This window comes from Saccharothrix longispora, from assembly GCF_030852425.1.
GTDB classification, from domain to species: Bacteria; Actinomycetota; Actinomycetes; order Mycobacteriales; family Pseudonocardiaceae; genus Actinosynnema; species Actinosynnema longispora.
The window spans coordinates 179,023-204,200 of the sequence record NZ_NSDM01000004.1 but is presented as its reverse complement, the minus strand read 5'-3'; the positions used below and the strand labels follow the sequence as shown (position 1 = coordinate 204,200).

The 25,178-nt window shown below is 73.9% G+C and carries 30 protein-coding genes and 1 pseudogene; 14 read left to right on the top strand and 17 right to left on the bottom strand.

What is annotated here, in order from left to right; translation table 11 throughout:
* Positions 1 to 91 precede the first annotated feature (91 nt).
* Genes CKY47_RS11755 through CKY47_RS11745 form a run of 3 tightly spaced genes read right to left on the bottom strand, consistent with a single transcriptional unit; the run spans position 92 to position 2,866 of the window.
* A complete protein-coding gene (locus CKY47_RS11755; protein WP_306745757.1) occupies positions 92 to 748 on the bottom strand; it encodes a GNAT family N-acetyltransferase in 657 nt (218 codons plus the stop codon).
* The gene (gene glp, locus CKY47_RS11750) at positions 749 to 1,972 is read right to left on the bottom strand and encodes a molybdotransferase-like divisome protein Glp (protein WP_306745756.1); all 1,224 of its coding nucleotides are present in this window, start codon (positions 1,970 to 1,972) and stop codon (positions 749 to 751) included.
* A 12-nt stretch (positions 1,973 to 1,984) separates the two neighbouring features.
* A complete protein-coding gene (locus CKY47_RS11745; protein WP_306745755.1) occupies positions 1,985 to 2,866 on the bottom strand; it encodes a UTP--glucose-1-phosphate uridylyltransferase in 882 nt (293 codons plus the stop codon).
* A gap of 38 nt (positions 2,867 to 2,904) precedes the next feature.
* Here CKY47_RS11745 and CKY47_RS11740 point away from each other — a divergent pair, with 38 nt between their 5' ends.
* The 5 genes from CKY47_RS11740 to CKY47_RS11720 all read left to right on the top strand — a co-directional run bounded on the left by CKY47_RS11740 (position 2,905) and on the right by CKY47_RS11720 (position 5,625).
* A complete protein-coding gene (locus CKY47_RS11740) occupies positions 2,905 to 3,486 on the top strand; it encodes a 5-formyltetrahydrofolate cyclo-ligase (RefSeq protein ID WP_306745754.1) in 582 nt (193 codons plus the stop codon).
* A 103-nt stretch (positions 3,487 to 3,589) separates the two neighbouring features.
* Positions 3,590 to 3,904: an FmdB family zinc ribbon protein gene (locus CKY47_RS11735; protein ID WP_306745753.1), complete on the top strand. Its 315-nt coding sequence runs from the start codon at positions 3,590 to 3,592 to the stop codon at positions 3,902 to 3,904.
* Positions 3,905 to 3,989: 85 nt separating this feature from the next.
* A complete protein-coding gene (locus CKY47_RS11730; protein WP_306745752.1) occupies positions 3,990 to 4,496 on the top strand; it encodes an SAF domain-containing protein in 507 nt (168 codons plus the stop codon).
* A gap of 295 nt (positions 4,497 to 4,791) precedes the next feature.
* Complete coding sequence (gene mscL, locus CKY47_RS11725; RefSeq protein WP_306745751.1) at positions 4,792 to 5,220, top strand: large conductance mechanosensitive channel protein MscL; 429 nt, start codon at positions 4,792 to 4,794, stop codon at positions 5,218 to 5,220.
* Positions 5,221 to 5,361: 141 nt separating this feature from the next.
* The gene (locus CKY47_RS11720) at positions 5,362 to 5,625 is read left to right on the top strand and encodes a hypothetical protein (RefSeq protein ID WP_306745750.1); all 264 of its coding nucleotides are present in this window, start codon (positions 5,362 to 5,364) and stop codon (positions 5,623 to 5,625) included.
* Between the two features lie 45 nt (positions 5,626 to 5,670).
* Here CKY47_RS11720 and CKY47_RS11715 read toward each other — a convergent pair whose 3' ends face one another.
* Both CKY47_RS11715 and CKY47_RS11710 read right to left on the bottom strand, forming a co-directional pair.
* A complete protein-coding gene (locus CKY47_RS11715) occupies positions 5,671 to 5,865 on the bottom strand; it encodes a hypothetical protein (RefSeq protein ID WP_306745749.1) in 195 nt (64 codons plus the stop codon).
* Positions 5,862 to 6,362 (bottom strand): MogA/MoaB family molybdenum cofactor biosynthesis protein, encoded by a 501-nt coding sequence (locus CKY47_RS11710; RefSeq protein ID WP_306745748.1) that lies wholly within the window; start codon positions 6,360 to 6,362, stop codon positions 5,862 to 5,864. The genes CKY47_RS11715 and CKY47_RS11710 overlap by 4 nt, the downstream gene beginning before the upstream one ends.
* Positions 6,363 to 6,456: 94 nt before the next feature.
* On the opposite strand from CKY47_RS11710, the pseudogene CKY47_RS11705 reads away from it, so the two are divergent.
* A pseudogene (locus CKY47_RS11705) lies at positions 6,457 to 7,505 on the top strand (NAD-dependent epimerase/dehydratase family protein).
* Positions 7,506 to 7,579: 74 nt separating this feature from the next.
* Here the strand turns inward: CKY47_RS11705 and CKY47_RS11700 are convergent.
* The 4 genes from CKY47_RS11700 to CKY47_RS11685 all read right to left on the bottom strand — a co-directional run bounded on the left by CKY47_RS11700 (position 7,580) and on the right by CKY47_RS11685 (position 10,186).
* On the bottom strand, positions 7,580 to 8,590 hold the full coding sequence (locus CKY47_RS11700; protein WP_306746009.1) for a sensor histidine kinase: 1,011 nt from the start codon (positions 8,588 to 8,590) through the stop codon (positions 7,580 to 7,582).
* Complete coding sequence (locus CKY47_RS11695; protein WP_306745747.1) at positions 8,590 to 9,273, bottom strand: response regulator transcription factor; 684 nt, start codon at positions 9,271 to 9,273, stop codon at positions 8,590 to 8,592. The genes CKY47_RS11700 and CKY47_RS11695 overlap by 1 nt, the downstream gene beginning before the upstream one ends.
* Positions 9,274 to 9,280: 7 nt before the next feature.
* On the bottom strand, positions 9,281 to 9,451 hold the full coding sequence (locus tag CKY47_RS11690; RefSeq protein ID WP_306745746.1) for a hypothetical protein: 171 nt from the start codon (positions 9,449 to 9,451) through the stop codon (positions 9,281 to 9,283).
* 204 nt (positions 9,452 to 9,655) lie between these two features.
* Positions 9,656 to 10,186, bottom strand: coding sequence for a hypothetical protein (locus CKY47_RS11685; RefSeq protein ID WP_306745745.1), 531 nt, complete (start codon positions 10,184 to 10,186; stop codon positions 9,656 to 9,658).
* A 141-nt stretch (positions 10,187 to 10,327) separates the two neighbouring features.
* On the opposite strand from CKY47_RS11685, the gene CKY47_RS11680 reads away from it, so the two are divergent.
* From CKY47_RS11680 to CKY47_RS11670, 3 genes are read left to right on the top strand one after another with little or no spacing between them, the layout of a single operon-like run.
* Entirely contained in the window at positions 10,328 to 10,639 is a 312-nt protein-coding gene (locus CKY47_RS11680; protein WP_306745744.1) for a hypothetical protein, read from the top strand.
* Positions 10,640 to 10,669: 30 nt separating this feature from the next.
* Complete coding sequence (locus CKY47_RS11675; RefSeq protein ID WP_371320659.1) at positions 10,670 to 10,768, top strand: molybdopterin-dependent oxidoreductase; 99 nt, start codon at positions 10,670 to 10,672, stop codon at positions 10,766 to 10,768.
* Between the two features lie 10 nt (positions 10,769 to 10,778).
* Positions 10,779 to 11,099: a hypothetical protein gene (locus CKY47_RS11670; protein WP_306745743.1), complete on the top strand. Its 321-nt coding sequence runs from the start codon at positions 10,779 to 10,781 to the stop codon at positions 11,097 to 11,099.
* Positions 11,100 to 11,161: 62 nt separating this feature from the next.
* Here the strand turns inward: CKY47_RS11670 and CKY47_RS11665 are convergent, their stop codons facing one another.
* Complete coding sequence (locus tag CKY47_RS11665; RefSeq protein ID WP_306745742.1) at positions 11,162 to 12,538, bottom strand: S1C family serine protease; 1,377 nt, start codon at positions 12,536 to 12,538, stop codon at positions 11,162 to 11,164.
* Between CKY47_RS11665 and CKY47_RS11660 the strand changes: the two genes are divergently transcribed.
* Positions 12,521 to 12,982, top strand: a complete 462-nt coding sequence (locus tag CKY47_RS11660; RefSeq protein WP_306745741.1) for a hypothetical protein — start codon at positions 12,521 to 12,523, stop codon at positions 12,980 to 12,982. The genes CKY47_RS11665 and CKY47_RS11660 overlap by 18 nt on opposite strands.
* Before the next feature lie 208 nt (positions 12,983 to 13,190).
* Entirely contained in the window at positions 13,191 to 13,817 is a 627-nt protein-coding gene (locus CKY47_RS11655; RefSeq protein ID WP_306745740.1) for a proteophosphoglycan 5, read from the top strand.
* A gap of 259 nt (positions 13,818 to 14,076) precedes the next feature.
* Here the strand turns inward: CKY47_RS11655 and galT are convergent, their stop codons facing one another.
* From galT to CKY47_RS11640, 3 genes are read right to left on the bottom strand one after another with little or no spacing between them, the layout of a single operon-like run.
* On the bottom strand, positions 14,077 to 15,159 hold the full coding sequence (galT, locus tag CKY47_RS11650) for a galactose-1-phosphate uridylyltransferase (protein WP_306745739.1): 1,083 nt from the start codon (positions 15,157 to 15,159) through the stop codon (positions 14,077 to 14,079).
* Positions 15,156 to 15,953, bottom strand: a complete 798-nt coding sequence (locus CKY47_RS11645) for a DeoR/GlpR family DNA-binding transcription regulator (protein WP_306746008.1) — start codon at positions 15,951 to 15,953, stop codon at positions 15,156 to 15,158. The genes galT and CKY47_RS11645 overlap by 4 nt, the downstream gene beginning before the upstream one ends.
* 2 nt (positions 15,954 to 15,955) lie before the next feature.
* The gene (locus CKY47_RS11640; RefSeq protein WP_306745738.1) at positions 15,956 to 17,953 is read right to left on the bottom strand and encodes a beta-galactosidase; all 1,998 of its coding nucleotides are present in this window, start codon (positions 17,951 to 17,953) and stop codon (positions 15,956 to 15,958) included.
* Positions 17,954 to 18,112: 159 nt separating this feature from the next.
* On the opposite strand from CKY47_RS11640, the gene CKY47_RS11635 reads away from it, so the two are divergent.
* The 3 genes from CKY47_RS11635 to CKY47_RS11625 are packed head-to-tail and all read left to right on the top strand — an operon-like array spanning position 18,113 to position 21,223.
* Positions 18,113 to 19,402 (top strand): ABC transporter substrate-binding protein, encoded by a 1,290-nt coding sequence (locus tag CKY47_RS11635; RefSeq protein WP_306745737.1) that lies wholly within the window; start codon positions 18,113 to 18,115, stop codon positions 19,400 to 19,402.
* 4 nt (positions 19,403 to 19,406) lie between these two features.
* Positions 19,407 to 20,369, top strand: a complete 963-nt coding sequence (locus CKY47_RS11630) for a carbohydrate ABC transporter permease (RefSeq protein WP_306745736.1) — start codon at positions 19,407 to 19,409, stop codon at positions 20,367 to 20,369.
* Positions 20,366 to 21,223, top strand: a complete 858-nt coding sequence (locus CKY47_RS11625; protein ID WP_306745735.1) for a carbohydrate ABC transporter permease — start codon at positions 20,366 to 20,368, stop codon at positions 21,221 to 21,223. Before CKY47_RS11630 ends, CKY47_RS11625 begins: the two co-directional genes overlap by 4 nt.
* On the opposite strand, the gene CKY47_RS11620 is transcribed toward CKY47_RS11625, so the two are convergent.
* From CKY47_RS11620 to CKY47_RS11605, 4 genes are read right to left on the bottom strand one after another with little or no spacing between them, the layout of a single operon-like run.
* Complete coding sequence (locus CKY47_RS11620) at positions 21,198 to 22,628, bottom strand: sensor histidine kinase (RefSeq protein ID WP_306746007.1); 1,431 nt, start codon at positions 22,626 to 22,628, stop codon at positions 21,198 to 21,200. The two genes, CKY47_RS11625 and CKY47_RS11620, sit on opposite strands and share 26 nt — an antisense overlap.
* A gap of 14 nt (positions 22,629 to 22,642) precedes the next feature.
* Positions 22,643 to 23,335, bottom strand: coding sequence for a response regulator transcription factor (locus CKY47_RS11615; protein ID WP_306745734.1), 693 nt, complete (start codon positions 23,333 to 23,335; stop codon positions 22,643 to 22,645).
* A gap of 51 nt (positions 23,336 to 23,386) precedes the next feature.
* Positions 23,387 to 24,013: a trimeric intracellular cation channel family protein gene (locus tag CKY47_RS11610; protein ID WP_306745733.1), complete on the bottom strand. Its 627-nt coding sequence runs from the start codon at positions 24,011 to 24,013 to the stop codon at positions 23,387 to 23,389.
* Positions 24,014 to 24,024: 11 nt separating this feature from the next.
* Entirely contained in the window at positions 24,025 to 25,155 is a 1,131-nt protein-coding gene (locus CKY47_RS11605) for a GNAT family N-acetyltransferase (protein ID WP_306745732.1), read from the bottom strand.
* Between the last annotated feature and the right edge of the window lie 23 nt (positions 25,156 to 25,178).

Below are 25,178 nucleotides of genomic sequence, written 5' to 3'. Positions count from 1 at the left end.
CAGTGTCGGAGGCTCGCCGACCGACACAGGTACCGAAGTGTGGTCTATCACCCACTTTCGGGGGATACCAATAAGCCGCTCGGCCTCCTGATCAGGCAGTTCGGGCGTACCCCTGTGCAACCATTCGGCGGACAACCCCTTCGGGTGACGCTTCCTCCGCGGTCATCGCGAAGCAGACGTGGTCGCGCCAGTCGCCGGCCACGTCCAGGTACCGCCGGAACAGGCCCTCCTGCCGGAAGCCGACCTTCGCGAGCACGCGCAGCGACGCCGCGTTCTCCGGCCGCGCGGTCGCCTCCAGCCGGTGCAGGCCGGCCTCGCCGAAGCAGTGGTCGACGACCAGCGCCAACGCCGCCGTGGCCACGCCGCCCCGCGCCCGGTCCGCGGCGACCCAGTAGCCGACCCACGCGGAGCGCAGCGACCCGCGCACGATGTTGCCGACGGTGATCTGGCCGGCCAGCTCGCCGTCCACCGTGATCACGAACGGCAGGGCGTGGCCGCGGCGGGCCATCGACTTCAGCGACGACCAGTGCGCGGGCCACGCGAGCACGGCGTTGCGCTCGTGCCAGCCGTCGAACGCGGTCGGTTCCCAGTCCTCCAGGTAGGCCTGGTCGCGCAGCCGGGTGGCGGACCACGCGGAGGCGTCGCGCAGCCTCGGCGGGCGCAGCGCCACGAGCCCCGCGTCCACCCGCAGCGGGCCGAGCCGCGCGGGCCAGCCGGGGTGACGACCGCCTTCCCAGGCCAGGCTCATCTATCCCCTCTGCGCCAGGAAGCTCACCGTGACCTCGTCGCCGACCGCCACGTCCGTCACGTCCTCCTCCACCATGACCAGGCAGTTCGCCTCGGCCAGCGAGGCCAGCAGGTGCGAGCCGGACGTGCCGAGCGGCTGCACCAGGTACTCGCCGCTGTCCGCGTCGCGCAGCAGCTGGCCCCGCAGGAACCCGCGCCGTCCCTTCGTGGAGGTCAACGGCGACAGCAGGCGCGCGGTGACGGCCCGGCGGTACGGGTTGCGCTTGCCCAGCGCGGCCCGGATCAGCGGGCGCACCAGCACCTCGAACACGACGAGCGCGCTCATCGGGTTCGACGGCAGCAGGAACGTGGGCACGGCGTCCGGCCCGAGCCGGCCGAAGCCCTGCACCGAACCGGGGTGCATGGCCACGCGCGTCACGTCGACGTCCCCGAGGTCGGCCAGGGCCGCGCGGACCTCGTCGCCGATGACGCCCCCGACGCCACCCGCGACGACCACGATCTCGGACAGCAGCAGCCTGCCCTCGACGACCTCGCGCAGCCGGCGCGGGTCGGCGGACTGGATGCCGACCCGGCTGACCTCGGCGCCCGCGTCCCGGGCCGCCGCGGCGAGCGCGTAGCTGTTCACGTCGTAGACCTGCCCCTGGCCGGGCGTGCGGTCGACGTCCACGAGCTCCTCGCCCACGGAGACCACCGACACCCTCGGCCGGGGGTGGACCAGCACCTTGTTGCGGCCGACGGCGGCCAGCAGGCCGACCTGGGCCGCACCGATGACCGAGCCCCGGCGGACCGCGACGTCACCGGTCTGCACGTCCTCGCCGGTGCGGCGGACGAACGCCGCCGACGGCACGGACCGCTGCACGGTCACCTTCGCCGCGTGCCCGTCGGTGTAGCCGAGGGGCACGACGGCGTCGGCCAGCGTGGGGAGGGGCGCGCCGGTCGCCACCCGGACCGCCTGGCCGGGCTGCAGCCGTCTGGGCTGGCGCGACCCGGCGGGGATCTCGCCGACCACGGGGAGCTTCACCGGCTCCTCGTTGGCGGCCTGCACGTCGACGCTGCGCACCGCGTAGCCGTCCACGGCGGCCTGGTCGAAACCGGGCAACGCGCGCTCGGCGACGACCTCCTCCGCGCAGAGCAGGCCCTGCGACTCGGAGATCGCCACCCGCACCGGGGCGGGGCGCACGGCGGCGGCCACGACCCTGGCGAGCTGCTCTTCCACTGACCTCATGTGTGTCCTCGTTCAGGAGTTGCCGAGGCGTTCCCGCAACCACTCCCCCAGCTCGGGCCCGTAGTCCGGGTGCTCGAGGGCGAAGTCAACCGCAGCCTTGAGGAATCCCCCGGGATTGCCCAGGTCGTGTCGCCCACCCCGGTGGACGACGACGTGCACCGGGTGGCCCTCGTTGATCAGCAGCGCGATGGCGTCGGTGAGCTGGAGCTCGCCGCCCGCGCCCGGCGTGATGCGCTTGAGGGCGTCGAAGATCGCCCGGTCGAGGAGGTAGCGGCCGGCCGCGGCGAACGTGGACGGCGCGTCCTCGGCCTTGGGCTTCTCGACCATGCCGACGACCCGCTTCACGTCGTCGTGGCCGATCTCCTCGACGTCGAAGACGCCGTAGGCGGAGATCTGCTCGCGGGGGATGTCGAACGCGCACAGCACGCTGCCGCCGTGCTCCTCGCGGACCGCCGCCATCGTCGACAGCACGCCGGTGGGCAGCACCAGGTCGTCCGGGAGGAGGACGGCCACGGCCTCGTCGTCACCGGTCAGGTTGCCCTCGGCGCAGCCGACCGCGTGGCCGAGGCCCAGGGCCTTGTCCTGGATCGCGGTCTCCACGGTGAGCAGGTTCTGCGCGCGGCGGACCTTGTCGAGCAGGTCCGACTTGCCGCGGGCCTCGAGCGTCTGTTCCAGTTCGGGCTGCGGTCGGAAGTACTCGGCCACCGCGTCCTTGCCCGGCGAGGTCACGATCACGAGCCTGGTCGCGCCGGCCTCGGCGGCCTCGGTGGCGACGAGTTCGATACCGGGGGTGTCGACGACCGGCAGCAACTCCTTGGGCACCGCCTTGGTGGTCGGGAGGAAGCGCGTGCCCAACCCCGCCGCGGGCACGATTGCTGTCTGGAAGGCGCTCATGAAATGCGAGGGTAACGGCGTGCTCGGGGTGATCCGCGATGACGTCCGGTGAACGTGACGGGAAGGCGACGCTCCGCGCACGGCTGCGGTCCCTCCGGCGCGGCGCGGTGATGCCGTCGATGGCGTCCGAGGCGCCGCGCGCGGTCGCGGCGTTCGGCGTCGGGCCGGGTCGGCTGGTGTGCGCGTACGCGGCGTCGGCGCGCGAGCCGGGGTCCGTGGCGATGCTGGACGCGCTGGTCGGGGCCGGGTACCGGGTGCTGCTGCCGGTGGTCGTGGGGGACGGGTTGGCGTGGGCCCCGTACGACGGCCGGCTGCGGCCGGGGGCGTTCGGGCTGCCGGAACCGGTGGGGACCGCTTCGGCCCTGCCCGCGGGGGTCGCGCTGGTGCTGGTGCCGGCGCTGGCCGTGGACCACGCCGGGGTGCGGCTGGGCAAGGGCGGCGGGTACTACGACCGGGCGCTGGCGTCGTGCGCGGCGCCGAAGGTGGCGGTGGTGCGGGACGAGGAGTTCGTGCCGGTGCTGCCGGCCGAGCCGCACGACGTCCGGGTGGACGCGGTGCTGACGCCGTCGGGCCTGGTCCGGCTGCCGCTGCGGTCCGGTCCGCCGCGGCGTCCGCTGTGACGTTGACCTGTGGTGTTTGCATCACGTGGAATGCATGCCCCATCATCTTGGTTGGCACTCGTGACGTCTGAGTGCCAACCAGGACTCGTTGGAGGGGCTGACCGTGCCGACCTACCAGTACGCCTGCACCGAGTGCGACCACCGGTTCGAAGCCGTGCAGGCCTTCTCCGACAACGCGCTGACCGAGTGCCCCGAGTGCTCGGGCAGGCTGCGCAAGCTGTACGGCGCGGTCGGCGTGGTGTTCAAGGGCAGTGGCTTCTACCGGAACGACAGCCGGTCCTCGTCCTCGTCGTCCGAGTCCCCGTCCTCGTCGAAGGGCGAGTCGACCTCCACCCCCGCGACGCCGTCGACCTCGTCCGGCTCGTCGTCCTCGTCTTCGTCCTCCTCCTCCTCGACGCCGGCCGCCGCCGCGTCCTGAGGTAGTTGTCCACAGGCCCCCGAGTTGTCCACAGCTCGGGGGTTCGTGCTGTCCCCGACCCTTTCCCGTCCCTACCGTCGATCCCGTGGTGCTCATCAGAAGGATCTTGGCGGGTGTGCTGGTGCTGCTGGCGGTCGTCCTGGCCGTGCTGCCGGCGGGCCCTTCGGTCGACGTGGTCGTGGCGGCGCGCGACCTGCCCCCCGGCGTGCCGCTGACCGGTGACGACGTCCGGGTGGCGTCCCTGCCACCGCCGCTGGCGCCGTCCGGGGCGGTGTCGCGGGCGGAGGCGGTGGGTCGGGCGCTGGTCAGCGCGGCGAGGTCGGGCGAGCCGCTGACCGACGCCCGGCTGGCACCGGGGTCGCCGGAGACGTCCTCGGTGGCGGTGCGCCTGGCCGACCCGGGCGTGGTCGGGCTGCTGAGACCGGGGAGCCGGGTCGACGTGGTGGGCGCGGGGGCGCACGTGCTGGCGTCGGACGCGTCCGTGGTGGCGGTGCGCGACGGCGAGGTGGTGGTCGTCTCGGCGGACCGCGCGGCGGCCAGGCGGATAGCCGCCGAGTCGCTGGCCGCGCCGGTCGCCCTCACCCTGCGCTGATCCGGCCACCACGGCCGCCCGGTGACCACAGCCGCTCGGCGACCAGGTCGCGCAGGCCGGGCGTGATGGCCGTGGCGCGGGAGGCGCTGGAGCGGGAGGCGCTGGAGCCGATGTGCTGTTCCGGGCGTTCAAGCTCGGCGTCCCGCGGGTAGAGGGCGTGGAGATCACGGAGATCACCAGGTCCGGTTCGCGGGTGTCCGGGTCGCCCGGCCGCCCACGACGCACGTGCCGGCCGGGCCCTCCCGAGCCGTTACCCTCCGCTGGCCCGAACACCCCCCGAGCGGAGGAGCCTGCAGTGATCAAGGGCTTCAAGGACTTCCTGATGCGCGGCAACGTCATCGACCTGGCCGTGGCCGTGGTCATCGGCGCCGCGTTCAACGACATCGTGAAAGCGTTCACGTCGTACCTGATCAACCCGATCATCGCGTCGTTCGGCGGCGCCAACGTCAACGGGCTCGCGGTGCGGCTCGGCGACAACGAGAAGACCATCCTGGACTTCGGCGCGATCATCACGTCGGTGATCAACTTCCTGATCGTCGCGGCCGTCGTCTACTTCATCCTCGTGCTGCCGATGAACAAGATCAAGGAACGCCGCAAGCGCGGTGAGGAGGCCGGCCCGCACGAGCCGACCGACGTGGAGCTGCTCAAGGAGATCCGCGACCTGCTGGCCTCGGAGCGGAAGACGCAGACGCCGCTCCAGCGCCGCTACGACGACAACGCCTGAGGCTCGCGTCGCGCTGCGGTCCGCGACCGGGGCAGGCGCAACGGCGTGGTGCGGCCGGAGGGGTCGTCCGACCGACGCGGGACGTGACCGGACGCGCTTGGCATCGCCCGGTCATCGAGCCGAATGCCCGGAGGTGCGTCCGTGTCGAACGCCGCTCATGCCCGTGCCCGCGTCACAACCGGCGTCAGGGCCGCCGCGGCGGTCCTGGTCGTCGCCGGCGGGTTGACGCTCGTCGCCGCGCCGGCCGCCTCGACGGCACCGCGCGTGCTGCGGTTCAGCGACCTGGACAAGTGCCGGGTCGCGCAGCTCAACCACGCCCGCGCCGGGTGGACCATCGTGCAGGGCTGCACCGCCTACGTGCACGTCAACGGCAAGCCGGCCGCCTGGCGGCTGATGGTGCGGTGACCACGCCGGCGGTGCGGTCTCCGCGTCGGCCGGACCCGCGCCCCGTCAGCCGCCGTGGTGCGGGGGGCGGTTCTCCCGGTACCAGTCCTCGTCCCGGGGGGTGGGGCGCGGGCTGTCCGACGTGTCCTCGGGGAGGACGTCGCCGAAGACCTCGGCCAGACGACGACGCCGGGCCGCCTCGCGGGCGCGGGCGGCCTCGACGTCGTCGTCCGACGGGGTGTCGTCCCGTGGTGCGGTCACGATTCGTCTAGGCCGGAGATCTGCTCGATCACGTACGGCACGAGGGCGGAGAGGGTGGCCATGCCGTCGCGGACCGCCGAGCGGGAGCCCGCGAGGTTGACCACGAGGGTGCTGCCGGAGATGCCGACCAGGCCGCGGGAGATGCCCGCGTCCACGGCGCCCGCCGCCAGGCCGGAGGCGCGGAGGGCCTCCGCGATGCCGCTGATCGGCCGGTCGAGGACGCCCTGCGTGGCGTCCGGTGTGACGTCGCGGGGGGACACGCCCGTGCCGCCCACGGTGACCACCAGGTCGACACCGCCGATCACGGCCGTGTTCAGGGCGGCGCGGATGTCCACGATCTCGCCTTCCACCGCGACGGTGCCGTCGACGATGAACCCCGCTTCTTCCAGCAGCTCGGTGACCAGCGGGCCCGTGCTGTCGTCGTGCTCCCCGTGCGCCACCCTGTCGTCGACGATCACGACGAGGGCGCGTCCCAGGCGCTGCGCGCTGCGTTCCATGCGGCAACCGTAGCCAATCGACGGATCCGACGGTTCCGTGACATGACGCTGCGGGGGCGCGCGTTCCCGCCGGGGCGCCCCCGACTTCGGTGACGTGCGCGTTCTCCTCACCGGCGGAGCCGGGTTCATCGGATCACACGTCGCCGACTCGGCGCGCCCGGCCGGGCACGAGGTGGTCGCCCTCGACGCCTACCTGCCCCAGGCGCACCCGGCTCCGACCGGGCCGGTGTGCGACGTGACCGACCCGGACGCGGTCGGGCGGTCGCTGGCCGGTGTGGACGTCGTGTGCCACCAGGCGGCGGTCGTCGGGCACGGGCTCGACCCGTCCGACGCCCCGCTGTACGCCCGCAACAACGATCTCGGCACGGCCGTGCTGCTGGCCGCGATGCACCGGGCGGGGGGTGGGGCGGTTGGTCCTGGCGTCGTCCATGGTGGTCTACGGCGAGGGCCGCTACGAGTGCGCCGAGCACGGCGTGGTGCGGGCGGTGCCGCGACGACGGGCCGATGTGGACGCGGGCCGGTACGAGCCGCCGTGCCCGCGGTGCGGCGCGCCGCTGGAGCCGCGCCTGGTGCCCGAGGACGCGCCGCTCGACCCGCGCAGCGCGTACGCCGCGAGCGCGGCTCGCCCAGGAGCACTACGCGGCGGCGTGGGCGCGGCAGACCGGCGGGCACGTGTGGGCGTTGCGCTACCACAACGTCTACGGCCCGCGGATGCCCCGGGACACGCCGTACGCGGGCGTGGCGAGCCTGTTCCGGTCGGCGCTGGAGCGCGGCGAGGCGCCGACCGTGCTGGAGGACGGGCGGCAGCGGCGGGACTTCGTGCACGTCTCGGACGTGGCCCGGGCCAACGTGCTCGCGGTCGAGCGGCCCGGCGAGCCGGGTGCGCTGACGCCGGTGAACGTCTGCTCGGGCGAGCCGCGCACGGTCGGCGAGCTGGCCGGACACCTGGCGCAAGCGTTTGGCGGACCGGAGCCGAGGGTGCTCGGCGGGGCGCGCCCGGCGGACGTCCGGCACGTGGTGGCCGACCCGGCGCGGGCGTGGGAGCTGCTCGGCTTCCGGGCCGGCACGTCGTTCGCGGACGGGGTGGAGCGGTTCGCGACCGACCCCCCTGTGCTGATCCCCTGCGCTGACCCCCTGCGCTGACCCCCGACGGGACGGCGGCCAGGCGTCGGGTACCAGGGACCGGGGGGCAGGGGTCGGGTACCAAGGGGCGTGGGTCAGGGACGGTCGGCGGTGGTCAGGGGGAGGCGTACCTCGAAGCGGCAGCCGGGGCCGTGGTTGAGGGCGGTGATCGTGCCCCGGTGCGCCTCCACCAGGCCGCGCGCGATGGCCAGGCCCAGCCCCCCTCCCACGGGACGGCGGTGCGGCGCCCCCCGGAACGCCACGTCGAACACGCGCGGCAGGTCGGTGTCCGGGATGCCGCCGCACGCGTCGTCGACCCGCAGCAGCGCCGACGGACCGTCCACGTCGACCCGCACGGCCACCGTGCCGTCGGGCGGGGTGTGCCGGATCGCGTTGGACAGCAGGTTGCGCACCACGCGCGCCAACTCCGGGTCGGACCCCGGCACCACCGGCCACGTCGCCGCATCCGCCCGCAGCACCACGCCCTTGCGGGACGCCACCGGTGCCTCCGCCGCCACGACCCCGCTCACCACGTCCGCCAGCGGCACGTCGGAGAGCGTCAGCCGCAGCGCGCCGGCCGTGATCCGGGACAGCTCGAACAGGTCGTCCACCATCCCGGACAGCGCCTCCGCCTCGGCGGAGATCCGGCCCGCGTAATCGGTGACCTCGTCCGGCCGCGCGACGACCCCGTCCGCGAGCGCCTCGGCCATCGCCCGGATGCCGGCCAGCGGCGTGCGCAGGTCGTGGCTGATCCACGCCACCAGCTCGCGCCGCGACGCCTCGGCCGCCCGCTCCCGCTCCCGCGCCTCCCGCTCCCAGACGCTGCGCCGCGCCAGCGCCCGCCCCGACAGCACGGCCGCCGGCACCGTCACCAGCGCCACCAGCACGCACACCAGCAGCGTCGTCATCAGGATCGGGGTGAACATGAACCCGCTCACCGCGAGCACCCCGCCGATGGTCGCCACCACCGGCACGATCGCCAGCACGGTCATCGCCCGCGCCAGCGACCCGTCCGACGACCGCCGCAGCAGGAGCACGCCCAGCAGCGCCAGCGGCAGCGAGAACAGCACCGCGTACGGGAGGATGTGCCCGATCTCGACCAGCATCACGCGCCCCCGTCGTACCGGTAGCCGACGCCCCACACGGTCGCGATGCGCACCGGCCGCGCCGGGTCGGCCTCCACCTTCTCCCGCAACCGCCGCACGTGGACGGTCACCGTGGACTGGTCGCCGAACTCCCAGCCCCACACCCGCGACAGCAGGTCGGTGCGCGAGAACGCGGTGCCCCGGTGGGCCAGGAAGAACGCGAGCAGGTCGAACTCGCGGGTGGTGAGCGCCAGCTCCACGCCGTCGAGCGAGGCGGACCGGGCGCCCACGTCGACCCGCAGCCCGCCGTCCGCCAGCACGGACGGCGACCGCACGGCCGCCGCCTTGGACCGCCGCAGCACGGACGTGACGCGCAGCGCCAGCTCGCGCGGGCTGAACGGCTTGGTCACGTAGTCGTCCGCGCCGAGCCGGAGCCCGGCGATGCGGTCCTCCTCCTCGCCCAGCGCCGTCAGCATCACCACCGGCACGGCGCTGCGCTGCCGCAGCCTGCGGCACACCTCCAGGCCGTCGACACCGGGCAGCATCAGGTCGAGCACCACGAGGTCCGGTTCCCGCTCGGCGAACCGGCGCAGCGCGGCCTCGCCGTCGCCGACCAGCTCGACCTCGTGCCCGGCCAGCTCCAGGTAGCGGCGGACCACGTCCCGCACCACCACGTCGTCGTCCACGACGAGCACCCTGTCCACAGCAGCCTCACCAGTCGGTCAGCAGGAGGTGGTTGACCGCGAGCGCGGTCACCGCTTGCACCGCGAGCCATGGTCGTCGCCGATCGGGCACCAGCACCACCAGCCACACGGTGAACGGCAGCCAGATGCGCTCGACCTCGACCTTGCCCAGTCCCGACGCGTCGGCCGGCAGGACCATCACGAGCGCCGCGCCCGCCAGGGCGCACGCCGCGCCGCGCCGCGAACGGGGCGAGCCCGCGGGCCAGGACGGCCGCCGCGAGGTTCGCCCACACCCAGTAGCCGTACCGGCGGGAGGAGGCGATGCCCCGGTGGTACCGGTCGACGACCAGGTGGTACCCGTCGAGCCACCAGAACCCGAGGGCCGCGAACACCGCCACCACGGTCAGCGCCCGCCACGGCCAGGCCGACCTCGCGCCACCGCCGCCACGGCACGGTCAGCGCGAGCACGCCCATGAGCACCAGCCCGCAGGACAGGAACACCGCGAACCCGAGCACGACCCCGCCGAGCAGCGGCCGGCCGGCCGCGAGCAGCGCGGCCCGCACGCCGCGACGCCCGCGAACAGGTCGTCCGCCGACACCCCGGACCACACCGCGCCGGGGAACAGCGCCACGAACGGCAGCACCGCGCGGGCGTGGCCTCGGAGGCGACGGCGCGCACGGTCACCGGCACGGCCACCGCCGCCACGTAGCCCGCGCCGAGGGCGCCCCGCCATGGCAGGCGCGCGGCGAGGTCCGGCCCCCACACCACCACGGCGACGGCGACCAGCACGGCGAGGGGCGTGCCGACGCCGACGTGCGGCAGCCAGGTCGCGAACAGCGGCGGCGCGCCCGCGAACGTCAGGCGGGGGTCCAGGTCCGCCCCGACCACGGCGGCCAGGACGACCAGGGCCACGGCGGCCAGGACACGGGGCACGGCCCCACCGTAGGGCCCCGGCGGCCCCGCGGGAGGTGTCCGGCGGCATCCGTCAGCGGTCCGTAAGGAGTGGCGGCGCGTCAGGATTCGGTAAGAGCCACAAGCCTTCCGGACACTCCACAGCGGACCGATGCTCGATACGTGGACGACGTGGACGTGGTGCTCCCCTGTCCGGACGAGGCGACGGCGCTCCCGCCGGCCACGGCGGGCGGCACGGTGCCGTGGCTGCGGCGGGTGTCGGTGCTCGGGGCCCGGTCCACCCGGCTGCCGGTCAACCGGACGGCGCGGGCGGGCGGCGTGACCGCCGCGGGTGACGGCCGGCGGCTCGCCGTCGGCGACCGGCGCTTCAGCCTGGCCGGGCACGACCCCGCCGACGTCGTGATCGAGTCCCTGGAGCGCGACGGGCTCCACCGGACCTCGACGTTCCCGGCCCGCCACGTCCGCGACCGCTGACCCTGCTCGCGCTGCCTCGACGGCGAGCCGCTGCCGCTCGACCACGGCTACCCGTGCCGGATCATCGCGCCCGGCCGACCGGGCGTGCTCCAGACCAAGTGGGTCGTGGAGCCGGGGGTGGCGGCGTGACGGCGGTCAGGTGGGTGCTCGGCGCGGTCGGCGTCGCGGCGGGGCTGTGGGGCTGTGGGGCGCGGTCCTGCTGCTGCCGCTGGTCGACGTCGGGTTGGCGGTGTGGTTCCTCGCCGGGCCGGTCGTCCACGACGCGCTGCTCGCGCCGCCGTTCGGCGGGGTGGGCCTGGCCGTCGCGCGGTGGGTGCCGGCGCCGCGGCGCACGCCGGTGGTCGTCGGCGGGGTGCTGTCGGGGGTGCTGGTGGCCGTCGCCGCGGTCTGGCCGGGCGTGGCGGCGGCGGGCTGGTGGGCTGGTCGGCGACGCCGTGCGAGAGGCCGCGCCGGCGAGTGAGGGGACTCGCCTGCGCGGCCTCGTCACCGGCCCGGGGCACGTCGGCCGGAAGAGCCGGGGTGCTAGCGGGTCTCGACGGGCTGGCTGCCCAGCGTCACCTCGACCGTCTGGTCGTCGCCGATGGTGAGCTGCACCTTCTCGCCCGGCGCGCGGGACCGGACGGCCGCCACCAGGGCGTCGGAGCTGTCGATCGGGCGGTCGCCGAACCTGGTGATCACGTCACCGGTCCTCACGCCCGCGGCCTCGGCCGCGCTGCCCGGCGTGACCTCGCGGACCAGCGCGCCGCCGTCCTGCGAGTCGCCCACCGACACGCCCAGCACGGTCTGCGTGGCCTTGCCGGTCTCGGACAGCTCCTTCGCGGTCCGCCGGGCCTGGTCGATCGGGATGGCGAAGCCGATGCCGACCGAGCCGCCCTGCGACGACTGGCTGGAGTTCGGGCTGTAGATGGCGGAGTTGATGCCGACGACCTGGCCCCGCATGTTCACCAGCGGGCCGCCCGAGTTGCCGGGGTTGATCGCCGCGTCGGTCTGGATGGCGTTCAGGACGGTCGCCTGGGTGCCCTGCTCGCCGCCGGCCCGCACGGGGCGGTTCAGCGAGCTGACGATGCCGGAGGTCACCGTGCCGTTGAGGTCGAACGGCGACCCGACCGCCACGACCTGCTGGCCGATCCTCAGGTCGCCGGAGTTGCCCAGTTCGGCCACCGGCAGGTCCCGCACGTCCTCGGCCTTCACCACGGCCAGGTCGGACGACGGGTCGCGGCCGACGATCCTGGCGTCGAACGAGCGGCCGTCCTGGAGCTGCACCTTGATGGGGCCGCCGCCCGCGGCCGACTCGACCACGTGGTTGTTGGTCAGCACGAGGCCGTCGGAGCTGAGCACGAACCCGGACCCGGCGCCGCCGCTCACCTGCACCTGCACGACGGTCGGCAGCACCTTCTGGGCGACCTGCTCGATCGAGCCCTCGGGCGCCGAGCCCGTCTGCTGGGCGGGCGGGGCCTGGTTCAGCGCGTTCGCCACCGGCCCGGACCGGTCGGCCGCCTCGTAGCCGACGTAGCCGCCGACCCCGCCCGCGACGCCTCCGACGGCGAGCACGAGTGCGGCGACCCCGGCGACCACCTTGCCCCGACCCCGACGCGGGGGTGCGGTGACGACCGATCCGGGCGGTGCGTAGTAGGGGCCCGGCTGACCGGGCATCCCCGGTGCGCCGGGCCCGTCCGGCCGCCCACCCGAAGGGGAGGGGGCGGGCGGGCCGGGGTGGCCCTGGACGGCGGTCTGCGCGGCGCCGAACGGGCCGGTCTGCTCCGGGCGCTGGAAGCCTCCCTGCCAGGCTCCCGACCCGGTTCCCGGCAGACCGGGACCGGGGAGCGCGGCGCCGCCCTGCACGGCGCCGAACCCACCCGTCCCGGCCTGGCCGGCGGTGGGGTGGGCGCCGCCCTGCACGGCACCCGTCCCACCGTCGTCGGTCCGACCGGCGCCGCCCTGCACGGCACCGGTCACACCCTGCCCGGCCTGGCCGGCACCGCCCTGCGCGGCGCCCGCCCCACCGGGGCTCGACTGGCCGGCGGCGCCCTGCGGGGCGGCCTGCGAGTCGACGTCTTCGTTGGCAGGGTCGCCGGCGCCGGGGTTCGCGTTACCGACGGCACCCGGATCGTTGTGGGGGCGGCCGGCGCTGCCCTGCACAGCGCCCGCCGACCCCGTGCCCGACCGATCGACCCCTGCCGCCGATCCGTCGGGACCCGGCCGACCAGCACCCTGCTGCTGGTGACCGGCGTACTCGTGACCTTGGTCGGCGCCACGGGCCCAGGGGCTGCGGTGCTGGGGCTCCTGCGGCTGGTGCGGCTGCTCGCTCTCGGTCATGTCCACCACTCTGCGGTGCCCGCCTGAGAAGAGCCTTAAACGAAACTGGGCATCAGTTGTGAGTCCTCGGCCGATCGGGGAAAGCGGACGGATTTCGCGTCGTGGCGGAGAAGCGCACGTCACGGACCGGACGCCCGACCGACCGCTGCCCGGATCGGGTGACCACCCGAGACGGGGTCACGGTCGGTCACCGCCTGGGGACTGGGACGATGTGCGCGATCCCGAGGAGGCGGACGTGGCACTGGTCGAGGTGGAACTGCCGGACCCGACGTGGATGCGGGCGAGGTGGGCGGCGTTCGCCGCGGTGTGCGCCGCGCGCGGGTGGGGCGACAGCTGCCGCGCGGACGGCGCGGTGTGGCACTACGACGACGGCGGCGGCAACTGGGCCGACCTCCACCACCTCGACGGCGGCCGGGCCGTGCTGATCGGGCACGACCACGAGTACTCCGAGACGTACCACGGTCCCGCGGCCGAGTACTTCGAGGAGGAGGAGACCGACCTGCTGGCCGGCGCGCCCGACTGGTGGGCGCCGCCCGTGGCCGCCGCCCAGGAGGCCGGGTACTGGGTCGGCTTCGCCTACGGCTTCGAGGACGGCGCGTGGCGGCGTGCCGAGTACGAGGCGGACGACGGCTTCGACTCGCTGAACCCGCCGTTCGCCGACGACGCCCGGTGCCGGGACCTGATCACCGACTTCACCGGGTCCCACGCCCCGGCGGACGCGGTCGACGCCCTCGTCGCCGCCGACGCCGACATCACCGAACCCCTGCTGACCGCCGTGATCGGCGCCCGCCCGGGCTGGGACCCGGCAGCCGGCGCCGCCGCGGCCCACCGCTTCCGCACTCCCCCACCCCGCGAGTCGTAAGCCCGACCCCCGCGAGTCGTAAGCCCGAGCCCCGCGAGTCGTAAGCCCGAGCCCCGCGAGTCGTAAGCCCGAGCCCCGAGAGTCCAACGCCCAGGCCTGGTGAGTTCTACATCCGAGCGGTCCGGTCGGTATGCCCGGACATAGAACTCAGGGGTCCTGGACGTACGACTCGCGCGACTTGGACTTACGACTCGCGCGGTCTGGACTTACGACTCGCGGTTTGGATGTACGGGTCGCCTGGTTGGGGCGGGCTCTCGGGTCAGGGGGTGCGGAGGCGGTCGGCTGTCTGTTCGGGGGTGGCGTCGTTGACCCAGACGCCCATGCCCGACTCGGAGCCGGCCAGGTACTTGAGCTTGTCGGCGGTGCGGAGGATGGAGAAGACCTCCAGGTGCAGCCACGCCAGGTCGCGGCCGGTGCGGACCGGGGCCTGGTGCCAGGCGGCGATGTACGGCAGCGGCCGGTCGTAGAGGGCGTCCAGGCGGCGCAGCACCGTCAGGTAGAGGGCGGCGAAGTCGTCGCGCTCCGCGTCCGTCAGGGCCGGCAGGTCGGGGACCTGGCGGTGCGGGACCAGGTGGACCTCGACGGGCCAGCGGGCGGCGGCGGGGACGAACGCGGTCCAGTGCTCGCCCTCGGCCACCACGCGGGTGCCGACGGCGCGCTCGGCCGCGAGGACGTCGCCCATGACGGGGCGGTCGTGGGTGCGCCGGTAGTCGGCGGCCACCGCCAGCATCCGCTCGGTCCTCGGCGTCACGAACGGGTAGCCGTAGACCTGGCCGTGCGGGTGGTGCAGGGTGACGCCGATCTCCTCGCCCCGGTTCTCGAACGGGAAGACCTGCTCGACGCCCGGCAGCCCGGACAGCGCGGCGGTGCGGTCGGCCCACACGTCCACGACCGTGCGCACCCGCGACGGGGGCAGCTGGCCGAACGAGGTGTTGTGGTCCGACGTGAAGCACACGACCTCGGCCCTGCCACGCCCCGGCGCGCGGGCCACCATCGGCATCCCGTCCACGGTCGGCGGCAGGTCCGGCACGCCCTGCGCGAACGACGGGAACCGGTTCTCGAACACCGCCACGTCGTAGCTCGACTCGGGGATCTCGGTCGGCTTGCCGGGGGTGGACGGGCACAGCGGGCACAGGTCGGCCGGCGGCTTGTAGGTGCGGGTCTGCCGGTGCGCGGCCATGGCCACCCACTCGCCCGTCAGCGGGTCGCGCCGCACCTCGGACAGCGGCTGCGTCCGAGGCAGGTCACGCGTGTCCACGGCGTGCCGCGGCGGCGCGTCCGGTGTGTCGTCGAAGTAGATGATCTCCCGACCATCGGCAAGTTCCCCCGCCGTGCGCCTCACGCCAGTTCCTCTCCGCGCCCCGGCACGTGCGCCAGGACCAGTTCCCCGACCTGCTCCCCGAGCACCGCGCGCGCGGGCTCGGCCAACCCCTCGTCCGTCACCAGCACGTCCGCCTCGTCCAGCCCGGCGATCGTGGAGATGCCGACGGTGCCCCACTTGGTGTGGTCGGCGACCACCACCACGCGACCCGCCGCGTCGACCAGCGCGCGGTCGGTCTCGCTCTCGTTCAGGTTGGGCGTGGTGAAGCCGGAGCGCTCGGCCATGCCGTGCACGCCCAGGAACACCACGTCCAGGTGCAGCGATCTCAGCGCCTGCACGGCCACCGGTCCGACCAGCGCGTCGGACGGCGTGCGCACGCCGCCGGTGAGCACGACCGTGCGGTCGGTGCGCCCGCTCTGCTGGAGCACGTCGGCCACCCGGATCGAGTTGGTCACCACGGTCAGGTCCGGGATGTCGTCGAGGAACCGCGCGAGCGTCCACGTGGTCGTGCCCGCGGACAGGCCGATCGCCGTGCCGGGGCGCACCAGGCCGGCGGCGTGCGCGGCGATGGCCTCCTTCTCCGGCAACTGGCGGACGGACTTGGCCTCGAAGCCCGGTTCGTCGGTGCTGCGGCCGACCACGGACGTGGCGCCGCCGTACACCTTCTCCACCAGGCCCCGCGCGGCCAGCACGTCCAGGTCGCGGCGCACGGTCATGTCCGAGACGCCCAGCCGCACGACCAGGTCGCTCACCCGGACCGCTCCCGTGCGCCGGACCTCTTCCAGGATCACCGCTTGTCGTTGCCGCGCCAGCACCGTCACACCTCTTCCCTGACCACGACCACGCCGCCGGCGGGGACGACCTGGCGACCGGACGCGCGTGCGCCCGTGAGCAGTTCGACCCCGGTGGCGGGCAGCTCCGCGTCGGAGCCTCCGTGGTTGACCGCGATCAGCCACGATACGGGCGTCCCGGACAGTTCACCGCGCCGGCGCACGACCTCGACGCCGGGCACGCCGGGCGGCACGCCCGCGTCGGCGAGGGCGGCGCGCACCAGCCGGTCGAGCCCGTCGCCGGTCAGGCCGCACGCGAGGTAGCGGGCGACGCCGGACCCGTGCTCGTGGCGGGTCACGGCGGGCACGCCGGGCAGCGGGCCGTCGACGTACGAGGCGACGACCTCCGCGCCCTCGACGTGCAGGTGCTCGGTCCACACGGCGGCCGTCGACCCGTCGTCCAGCGTCACGACCTGCCCGGCGCGCAGCGGGTGGAACTCCTCGGTCCGCACGCCCAGCAGCCGGCGGAACGGGCCGGGGTAGCCGCCGAGGTGCACGTGGCCGCGCGTGTCGGTGGTGCCGGTCAGGTGGGTGACGAGCAGGTGACCGCCGCCGGCGACGTGCTCCTCGTACGGCGAGGCGTCGTCGACGAGGTGCAGGGCGGGCAGCACGACCAACGGGTACCCCGCCAGGTCGGCGCCGGGTCGCACGAAGTCGACGGTCACGCCCGCGTGCCACAGCGAGCGGTACAGGGCGAGCGCGTGGGCCTGGTAGTCGAAGTCCGAGGTGGGGTGGGCGGGTTGCCCGAGCGCCCACCGCGATTCCCAGTCGTAGACGATCGCGACCCGCGCCTCGACGGTGGAGCCGAGCAGCTCGGCGAGGCGGCCGTACTCGTCCCCCACCCGCGCGACCTCGCGGAACACCCGGGTGTCCGGGCCGGCGTGCGGCACCATCGCCGAGTGGTAGCGCTCCGCGCCCGCCTTCGACTGCCGCCACTGGAAGAACAGCGTGCCGTCGGCGCCGCGCGCGAGGTGCTGGTACGAGTTGCGCCGCAGCTCGCCGGGCAGCTTGGCGACGTTGCGGGCCTGCCAGTTCACCGCGGACGTCGAGTGCTCCATGAGCAGCCACGGCGCGCCGCCCGCGAGCCCGCGCGTGAGGTCGGCGGAGAACGCCAGTTCCACGTGCCGCTCGTCGTCCTCGGCGCGCGTGTAGTGGTCGTTGGACACGAAGTCGACCTCGGCGGCCCACTTCCAGTAGTCGAGCGCGCCGAACGTCCACGTCACCATGAAGTTCGTGGTCACCGGCACGTCGGGGGTCACCTCGCGCAGCACGTCCCGCTCGGCCTTGAACAGCTCCAGCAGGGCGTCGGAGGAGAACCGGTCGAAGTCGAGGAGCTGGCCGGGGTTGCCGAACGACGGCGTGGCGCGCGGCGGCAGCACCTGCTCCCAGGCCGTGTAGCGCTGGCTCCAGAACGCGGTCCCCCATGCCTCGTTGAGCGCGTCGAGCGTGCCGTGGCGGGCGCGGAGCCACGCCCGGAACGCCGCCGCGCACCGGTCGCAGTAGCAGCGCGCCACGTGGCAGCCGTACTCGTTGTTGACGTGCCACGCGGACAGCGCGGGGTGGTCGCGGTAGTGCTCCGCCAGGGCGCGGGCCAGCGCGACGGCCTTCTCGCGGTACACGGTCGAGCTGGGGCAGTACGCCTGGCGCGAGCCGTGCGAGAGGCGCACGCCCTCGGCGGTCACCGGCAGCACCTCGTCGGCGTGCGCGGTGGTGAGCCACGGCGGTGGCGCGGCGGTCGCGGTGGCGAGGTCCACCCGCACACCGGCCTGGTGCAAACGGTCGAGCACCCGGTCCAACCAGCCGAACTCGTAGCGCCCCTCTTCCACTTCCAGCCGCGCCCACGAGAAGATCGCGACGCTCACCAGGTTGACCCCGGCCCGCCGCATCAGCTCGACGTCGTCGGCCCACACGGACTCGGGCCACTGCTCGGGGTTGTAGTCCGCGCCCCAGGCCGGGCCTGCCACACCGGTGGGCCAAGTCGTCATGCCACAAGAGTGCTCGACGTTGCACGCGAACGTCAACACAGTCAAACAACAGCACTCGACAAGCCTTGACAGCGCCTGTGGGTCCCACCACATTGTGCGTACTTCTGTTGACTCTCTGTTCGTTTCACCCCCCGCCGAGTGTCACCCGTAGGAGCGACAATGACGACGTTCTACGCCCCGCAGCCGAACCGACGGGCGTTGCTGCGACTGATCCTCGCCGGAGCGGGCGCCGCGGCCCTGCCCGGGCTGGCCGCCTGCGGCTCCGACGACGGCGGGACCTCGGCGGACACCGTGTCCTTCGGCAACAACCAGTCCGACCAGGTGCCCAAGGACGCGATCACCGCCGTGCTGAGGTCGTTCGAGGGCGAGTCCGGCCTGAAGGTCGCGGTCAACACCAAGCAGCACGAGCAGTACCAGGAGCAGATCAACAACTACCTCCAGGGCAAGCCGGACGACGTGCTGGCCTGGTTCGCGGGCTACCGGATGCGGTTCTTCGCCGAGAAGGGCCTGACCGGCGACCTGACCGACGTGTGGTCGAAGGTCTCCTCCGGGTACGAGCCCGCGCTGAAGGAGGCGTCCACCGCCTCGGACGGCAAGCAGTACCTGATCCCGTTCACCCAGTACCCGTGGGGCGTCTTCTACCGCAGGAGCGTGTGGCAGCAGCGCGGCTACGAGGTGCCGAAGACACTGGACGAGTTCGTCGCCCTCGCCACGAGGATGAAGTCGGACGGCCTCGTGCCCATCGCGTTCGCGCAGAAGCAGGGCTGGCCCGGCATGGGCACGTTCGACCAGCTGAACTTCCGGATCAACGGCTACCAGTTCCACGTGGACCTCATGGCGGGCCAGGAGGACTGGCAGGGCCCGAAGGTGCGCGAGGTGTTCGACACCTGGAAGCGGCTGCTGCCGTTCCACCAGGAGAACGCCCTCGGCCGCGAGTGGCAGGAGGCCGCGCAGAGCCTCCAGCAGGGCAAGTCGGGCATGTTCCTGCTCGGCTCGTTCGTCGCGCAGCAGTTCAAGGGCGCCGACGTCGACGACCTCGACTTCTTCGCCTACCCGGAGATCAACCCCGAGCACGGGCAGGACACCGTGGAGGCCCCCGTCGACGGCTACATGATGTCCCGCAAGCCCGGCAACCCCGAGGGCGCGCGCAGGCTGCTGGAGTTCCTGGCCACGCCCGCCGCGCAGCTGGCCTACCTCAAGGCCGACCCCACCGCGATCGCCACCTCCGGCAAGGCCGACACGTCGGGCTACAACGCGCTCCAGCTCAAGGCCGCGCAGGTGATCAAGGACGCCGCGCACATCACCCAGTTCCTCGACCGCGACACCGACCCCCGGTTCGCCTCCGACGCCGCCACCAACGGGCTCAACGCGTTCATCCAGGACCCAGACGACGTCGACTCCGTCCTCAAGGGCATGGCCGACCAGGCGAAGACGATCTTCACGGGGTGACGGCGTGACCGCGACGCAGAACCCGCCGCGGACCGCCGGGACGGCGGGCGCCCCCCGCCCGCCGTCCCGGCGCCGCCGCGCCACCGCGCTCGCCGGGCGCGAGAAGCTGGTGCTGGGCCTCATGCTCGGCATCCCGTCCCTGCTGCACATCGCCCTGGTGTGGGTGCCGGCGCTCGGCTCCGTCGCCCTGTCGTTCTCCTCGTGGGACGGCATCGGCGGGTTCGGGGACATCCGGTGGGTCGGGGCGTCGAACTACGTCGACATCGTCACGAGCTACCCGCGGTTCTGGCCGGCGGTGCGCAACAACCTGCTGTGGCTGCTGTTCCTGCTCGTCGTGCCGACGGTGGCCGGGCTGCTGCTGGCCGTGCTGCTGGACCGGCAACTGCGGTTCGGGCGGGTCTACCAGAGCGTGCTGTACCTGCCGATGGTGCTGTCGCTGGCCCTGGTCGGCTTCATCTGGCAGCTCGTCTACCAGCCCGAACAAGGTCTGCTGAACAACGTCCTGGGCACCGCGGCCACCGACCCGGTCAACTGGCTCGGCGACCCGGACATCAACCTCTACGCGGTGCTCGTCGCCGCCGGGTGGCGGCACACCGGTTACATCATGCTGCTGTACCTGGCCGGGCTGAAGGCCGTCGACCCGGCGTTGAAGGAAGCCGCCGCGCTGGACGGCGCGAACGCGTGGCAGACGTTCTTCCGCGTCACGTTCCCCGTGCTCAAGCCGGTCAACGTGGTGGTGCTCGTGGTCACCGTCATCGAGGGCCTGCGGGCGTTCGACATCGTCTACGTGATCAACAAGGGCCGCAACGGGCTGGAACTGCTGTCCGTGCTGGTCACCGACAACATCATCGGCGAGTCCAGCCGCATCGGGTGGGGCTCGGCGCTGGCCGTGGTGCTGCTGGTGATCTCGCTCGGCTTCATCGTCACCTACCTGTTCCAGGTGTTCCGCGAGGAGGACCCGGCGTGATCGTGAAACCCGCGCGCGTCGCGCTGCACGTGTTCCTCGTCCTCACCTGCCTGGCGACGCTCGCCCCGCTGCTGTGGGCGCTCTACGCCTCGCTGCGCACCTACGACGACACCGCGCGCAACGGCTACTTCTCCGTCGCGGAGGGCCTGACGCTGGAGAACTTCGGGAACGCGTGGACGCAGGCCGACCTGCCCCACTACTACCTGAACACGCTGGTCGTCACGCTGCCCGCGCTGGTGCTCGTGCTGCTGTTCAGCTCGATGGTCGCCTTCGGGGTGTCGCGCTTCGGCTTCCGGTTCAACATCGCGCTGCTGATGCTGTTCACCGCGGGCAACCTGCTGCCGCAGCAGGTGGTCGTCACCCCGCTGTACCGGCTGTACCTGCTCACGCCGGTGCCGGAGTGGCTCAGCGACAGCGGGCTGCTGCTCGACTCGCAGTTCGGCCTGGTGCTGATCCACGTGGCGTTCCAGTCCGGGTTCTGCGTCTTCGTGCTCAGCAACTACATGAAGACCATCCCGCGCGAGCTGGGCGAGGCCGCCCGGGTCGACGGCGCCGGGGTGTTCCGCCAGTACTGGCAGGTGATCCTGCCGCTGTGCCGGCCCGCCCTCGCCGCGCTGGCGACGCTGGAGTTCACCTGGATCTACAACGACTTCCTGTGGGCGCTGGTGCTGGTGCAGACCGGCGAGAAGATGCCGATCACCTCGGCGCTGCAGAACCTGAAGGGCACGTTCTTCGTGGACAACAACCTCGTCGCGGCGGGTTCGCTGCTCGTGGCGCTGCCCACGCTCGTCGTGTTCTTCGTGCTCCAGCGGCAGTTCGTCGGCGGCCTCACCCTGGGGTCGACGAAGGGCTGACCGGGTTCGGCGCGGGCAGCGGCGCGGGGCGGCCGGGGAGGCGGAGGGTGAACAGCGCTCCGCCCTCCGGCGCGCGGCCCGCGTAGGCGGCGCCGCCGTGGCGCTCGGCGACCTGCTTCACGATCGCCAGGCCCAACCCGGAGCCGGGCAGCGTGCGCGCCTCCTGCGAGCGGTAGAAGCGGTCGAAGACGTGCGGCAGGTCGGCGTCGGCGATGCCGGTGCCCGAGTCCGCCACCTCGATCACGGCGCTGCCGTCGCCCAGCTGCGCGAGGTCCAGCCGCACGACGCCGCCGGGCGGGCTGAACTTCACCGCGTTGTCCAGCAGGTTCATCACGGCGCGCTCCAGCGCCGACGAGTCGCCCAGCAGGGTCCACGGCTGGAGCCGCACGCGGAAGTCCACGTCCCCGGTGGCCCGCCGCTTGGCCCGGTCGAGCGCCCGCTCCACGACCTCCACCAGGTCGACCGGCTCGTGCACGAACTGCGGCGCGTCCTCGCGGGCCAGCTCCACCAGGTCGCCGATCAGCTGGGTCAGCTCGTCGAGCTGCGCCCGCACGTCGGCGTTGATCTCGGCCTTGTCCTCGTCGGACAGCGTGGGCGCCCCCGGCCGCTCGGAGGCCAGCAGCAGTTCCAGGTTGGTGCGCATGGACGTCAGCGGCGTGCGCAGCTCGTGGCCCGCGTCGGCGACCAGCCTGCGCTGCCGCTCCTGCGACTCGGCGAGCGCGCCGAGCATCGAGTTGAACCGCTGGGACAGCAGCGCCAGCTCGTCGTCGCCGGACACCGGGATCGGCCGCAGGTCACCGGTGTTCGCGACCCGCTCGGTGGCCTCGGTGAGCCGCTGCACGGGCCGCAGCCCGGTGCGCGCGACCGCGGTGCCCGCCGCCGCCGCGACCAGCACGCCCAGGCCGGAGATGACGAACAGCACCACGGACAGCTTGCCCAGCGTGGTGTTCAGGCCCTTCATGGACTGGGCGATCACCATGGCCTGGCCGTCGCCGTAGGGCAGCGTGAGCACCTGGAACCCGGTCCGCGTGTCGGTCCAGAAGTTCTCGGTGCTCAGCCCGCGCGCCACGTCGAAGTCGGCGGGCTGGATCGGCGGCGCGACGGCGCCCTTCGGGTACGAGATCTTGCCGGTGTCCGTGTCCAGCACGCCGATCCGGATGTCGCCCGCCGCCAGGAACGCGCCGGGGATCTCGGCGACGTCGTTGTTGACCTTGGGCGCGGTCACCGCGGCCTGCGCGCGCTGCCGGAGGTTCTCCTCCATCTGGCTGTGCAGGTTGCTGCTCACCGTCATGTACGCGCCGAGCGACACCACCGCCACGACGCCCGCGACGCAGAACGCCGCGAGCAGGGTGACGCGGGCGTGCAGCGAGACCCGCTGGAGGCGCCCGTTCGCGGCCTCCATCATGGTGCCGCCAGGACTCACGGAGGGGTCTCCCGCAGCACGTAGCCGACGCCGCGGACCGTGTGCAGCAGCCGGGGCTCGCCCTCGGCCTCGGTCTTGCGGCGCAGGTAGCCGACGTAGACCTCCAGGGCGTTGCCCGAGGTCGGGAAGTCGTAGCCCCAGACGTCCTCCAGGATGCGGCCCCGCGTCAGCACCTGCCTGGGGTGCGACAGGAACAGCTCCAGCAGGGCGAACTCGGTGCGGGTCAGGCTGATGGGCCGCTCGCCGCGCCGCACGTCCCGGGTGCCGGGGTCGAGCTCCAGGTCGGCGAACCGCAGCACGGCGCCCGCGGGCTCCCGGGTGGTGTCGGTGGTGGCCCGCCGCAGCAGCGCCCGCAGCCGGGCCAGCAGCTCCTCCAGCGCGAAGGGCTTGGGCAGGTAGTCGTCCGCGCCCGCGTCCAGCCCGGACACCCGGTCGGACACCGCGTCGCGCGCGGTCAGCACGAGGATCGGCAGGTCGTCACCAGTGCTGCGCAGCCTGCGGCAGACCTCCAGCCCGTCCAACCGGGGCATCATCACGTCCAGCACCATGGCGTCCGGGCGCTGGGAGACGACGGATTCGAGGGCTTGCCGGCCGTCGCCGGCCAGGTCCACCTGGTAGCCGTTGAACTGCAGTGAGCGGCGTAGCGACTCACGCACGGCCCTGTCGTCGTCGACAACGAGGATGCGCATGGGGTCAGTCTCACCCGCGGTCCTGAGAGCCGCCTGAGAAGCCGGTGTGAGCTACCCGTCAAGTTTCGGGGCACCACCCTCCCGTGGCACCGGCGCGTCCCAGCGCCGCCACAGCGCGACGAGCCGCACGCCCACGACGATCGCCGAGCCGACCAGCGCCACGAGCGCCGCCGGCAGGCCCAGCGCGTCGCCCGCCGCCACCACCACGGCCCCGGCCAGCGCGGCCACCGCGTAGATCTCGCGCCGCAGGACCAGCGGGATCTCCCGGAGCAGCACGTCGCGCAGCGCGCCGCCGCCGATGCCGGTGGTCATGCCGACCAGGCACGCCGCGTACGGCGGGGCGCCCAGGTCGAGGGCGGTCGTGGTGCCCGCCGTGACGAACAGGCCGAGGCCGAGCGCGTCGAGCAGCAGCACGGACCTCCGCAGCCTCGCCACGGTCGGGTGAAACAGGAAGACCACCAGTCCGGTGACGCCGGCGACGGCCAGCCAGGGCCACGTCACCAGGGCCGTGACCGGGTGCACGCCGAGCAGCACGTCGCGGATGATGCCGCCGCCCAGCGCCGTGGTGAGGGCGAGGACGGTCACGCCGAACACGTCCAGCCGGGCGCGCACCGCGGCGAGCGCCCCGGAGGCGGCGAACGCGGCGATCCCGACCAGTTCCAGCGCGGCGAGCAGCACGACCGGTCAGGCTAGAAGAAATCCGCCAGGCGCGGCACGCCGGGTGCGCCGACCAGCCGATCGAGGAGGCGGGCGTCGCCGTCGAGCAGGCCGGCGCGGCGCAGGGCGTGGCCGTCCTGCGTGCCGGCGAACCACGGGCCGAGCGCGCGGGCGTGCACGGTGACCGCGCCCGTGCCGCCGGGCTCCACGCGCACCGCGCCGCCCTCGACCACGAGCCGCTGCCGGCCGGCGTGCCACGGGGCGTGCCCGTCGACGACGTCCAGGTCGACGGCGGTGTCGCGCAGGCCCTCGGCGGCGGGCCAGCCGCGGGCGGCGACGGCGGCGGGTAGGTCCACCACGCGCAGCATCCAGTGCGAGGCGGTGACGGCGAACTCCACGCCCTGCCCGGTGAGCAGGCCGGTGACGGCCGGGTCGACCACCCGCAGCGCCACCCGGTCGGCCGGGCCGGCGCTGTCGCGCAGCCCGCCCAGCAGGCCCGCCAGGGCGGTGGCGTCCCGGGCCACCAGGTCGAGCACCCGCGGCCCGCGCCGGGTGCGCTCGGCGGTGAGGTAGCCGCGGACCTCGCCGTCGTGGCCGGGCAGCACCGAGGCGATGTCGAGGTCGAGCACGTCCCGCGCCGCGACGGCGGGCGGGGCGCGGTCGACGAGGCCGTTCACCGTGGACGCGAGGTCGGCGTAGCAGGCGTGCAGCGCGGCCAGGTCGTCCTCGCGGACGGCGCGGGCGGGCAGCCGGGGCCCGGCGGGGACCTGGTCGGGCGACAGGTCGAGCCACTCCAGGACGCCGGCCCGCTCCCAGCCGCGCGACCGGTACTGCGCGGGCGCGGGCGCGTACAGCGCGGCCAGCGGCTGCCCGTGCTCGCGCAGGTCGCGCAGGGCCGCGTCGAGCAGGGCGCCCACCACGCCCCGGCCGCGCGCCCGCGGGTCGACGGCCACCGCGCCGAGGCCGCCCATCGGCACGGTCCGGCCGCCCCAGAACTGGTGGAAGTCCCCGATCGTGAGCACGGCCGCGAGGCGGCCGTCCAGCTCGGCGACCAGGCCCCGCGCGCCGGGGCCCGGGACGGGCCGCCCGGGACGGCCGAGGGCGGCCCGGCGCAACCGGGTCGCGGCGTCGGCGTCCCGCTCGGTCAGCGCTCGGATCGGCACGCCGTCCTGCCTACCAGGTGAAC

What these genes read in the sequence shown, in the direction of transcription:
- CKY47_RS11755 (WP_306745757.1), bottom strand. Translation starts at nt 748, where the DNA reads ATGAGCCTGGCCTGGGAAGGCGGTCGTCACCCCGGCTGGCCCGCGCGG.
- glp (WP_306745756.1), bottom strand. Translation starts at nt 1,972, where the DNA reads ATGAGGTCAGTGGAAGAGCAGCTCGCCAGGGTCGTGGCCGCCGCCGTG.
- CKY47_RS11745 (WP_306745755.1), bottom strand. Translation starts at nt 2,866, where the DNA reads ATGAGCGCCTTCCAGACAGCAATCGTGCCCGCGGCGGGGTTGGGCACG.
- CKY47_RS11740 (WP_306745754.1), top strand. Translation starts at nt 2,905, where the DNA reads ATGACGTCCGGTGAACGTGACGGGAAGGCGACGCTCCGCGCACGGCTG.
- CKY47_RS11710 (WP_306745748.1), bottom strand. Translation starts at nt 6,362, where the DNA reads ATGGAACGCAGCGCGCAGCGCCTGGGACGCGCCCTCGTCGTGATCGTC.
- CKY47_RS11700 (WP_306746009.1), bottom strand. Translation starts at nt 8,590, where the DNA reads ATGCTGGTCGAGATCGGGCACATCCTCCCGTACGCGGTGCTGTTCTCG.
- CKY47_RS11690 (WP_306745746.1), bottom strand. Translation starts at nt 9,451, where the DNA reads ATGGTCCTGCCGGCCGACGCGTCGGGACTGGGCAAGGTCGAGGTCGAG.
- CKY47_RS11640 (WP_306745738.1), bottom strand. Translation starts at nt 17,953, where the DNA reads ATGACGACTTGGCCCACCGGTGTGGCAGGCCCGGCCTGGGGCGCGGAC.
- CKY47_RS11635 (WP_306745737.1), top strand. Translation starts at nt 18,113, where the DNA reads ATGACGACGTTCTACGCCCCGCAGCCGAACCGACGGGCGTTGCTGCGA.
- CKY47_RS11620 (WP_306746007.1), bottom strand. Translation starts at nt 22,628, where the DNA reads ATGATGGAGGCCGCGAACGGGCGCCTCCAGCGGGTCTCGCTGCACGCC.
- CKY47_RS11615 (WP_306745734.1), bottom strand. Translation starts at nt 23,335, where the DNA reads ATGCGCATCCTCGTTGTCGACGACGACAGGGCCGTGCGTGAGTCGCTA.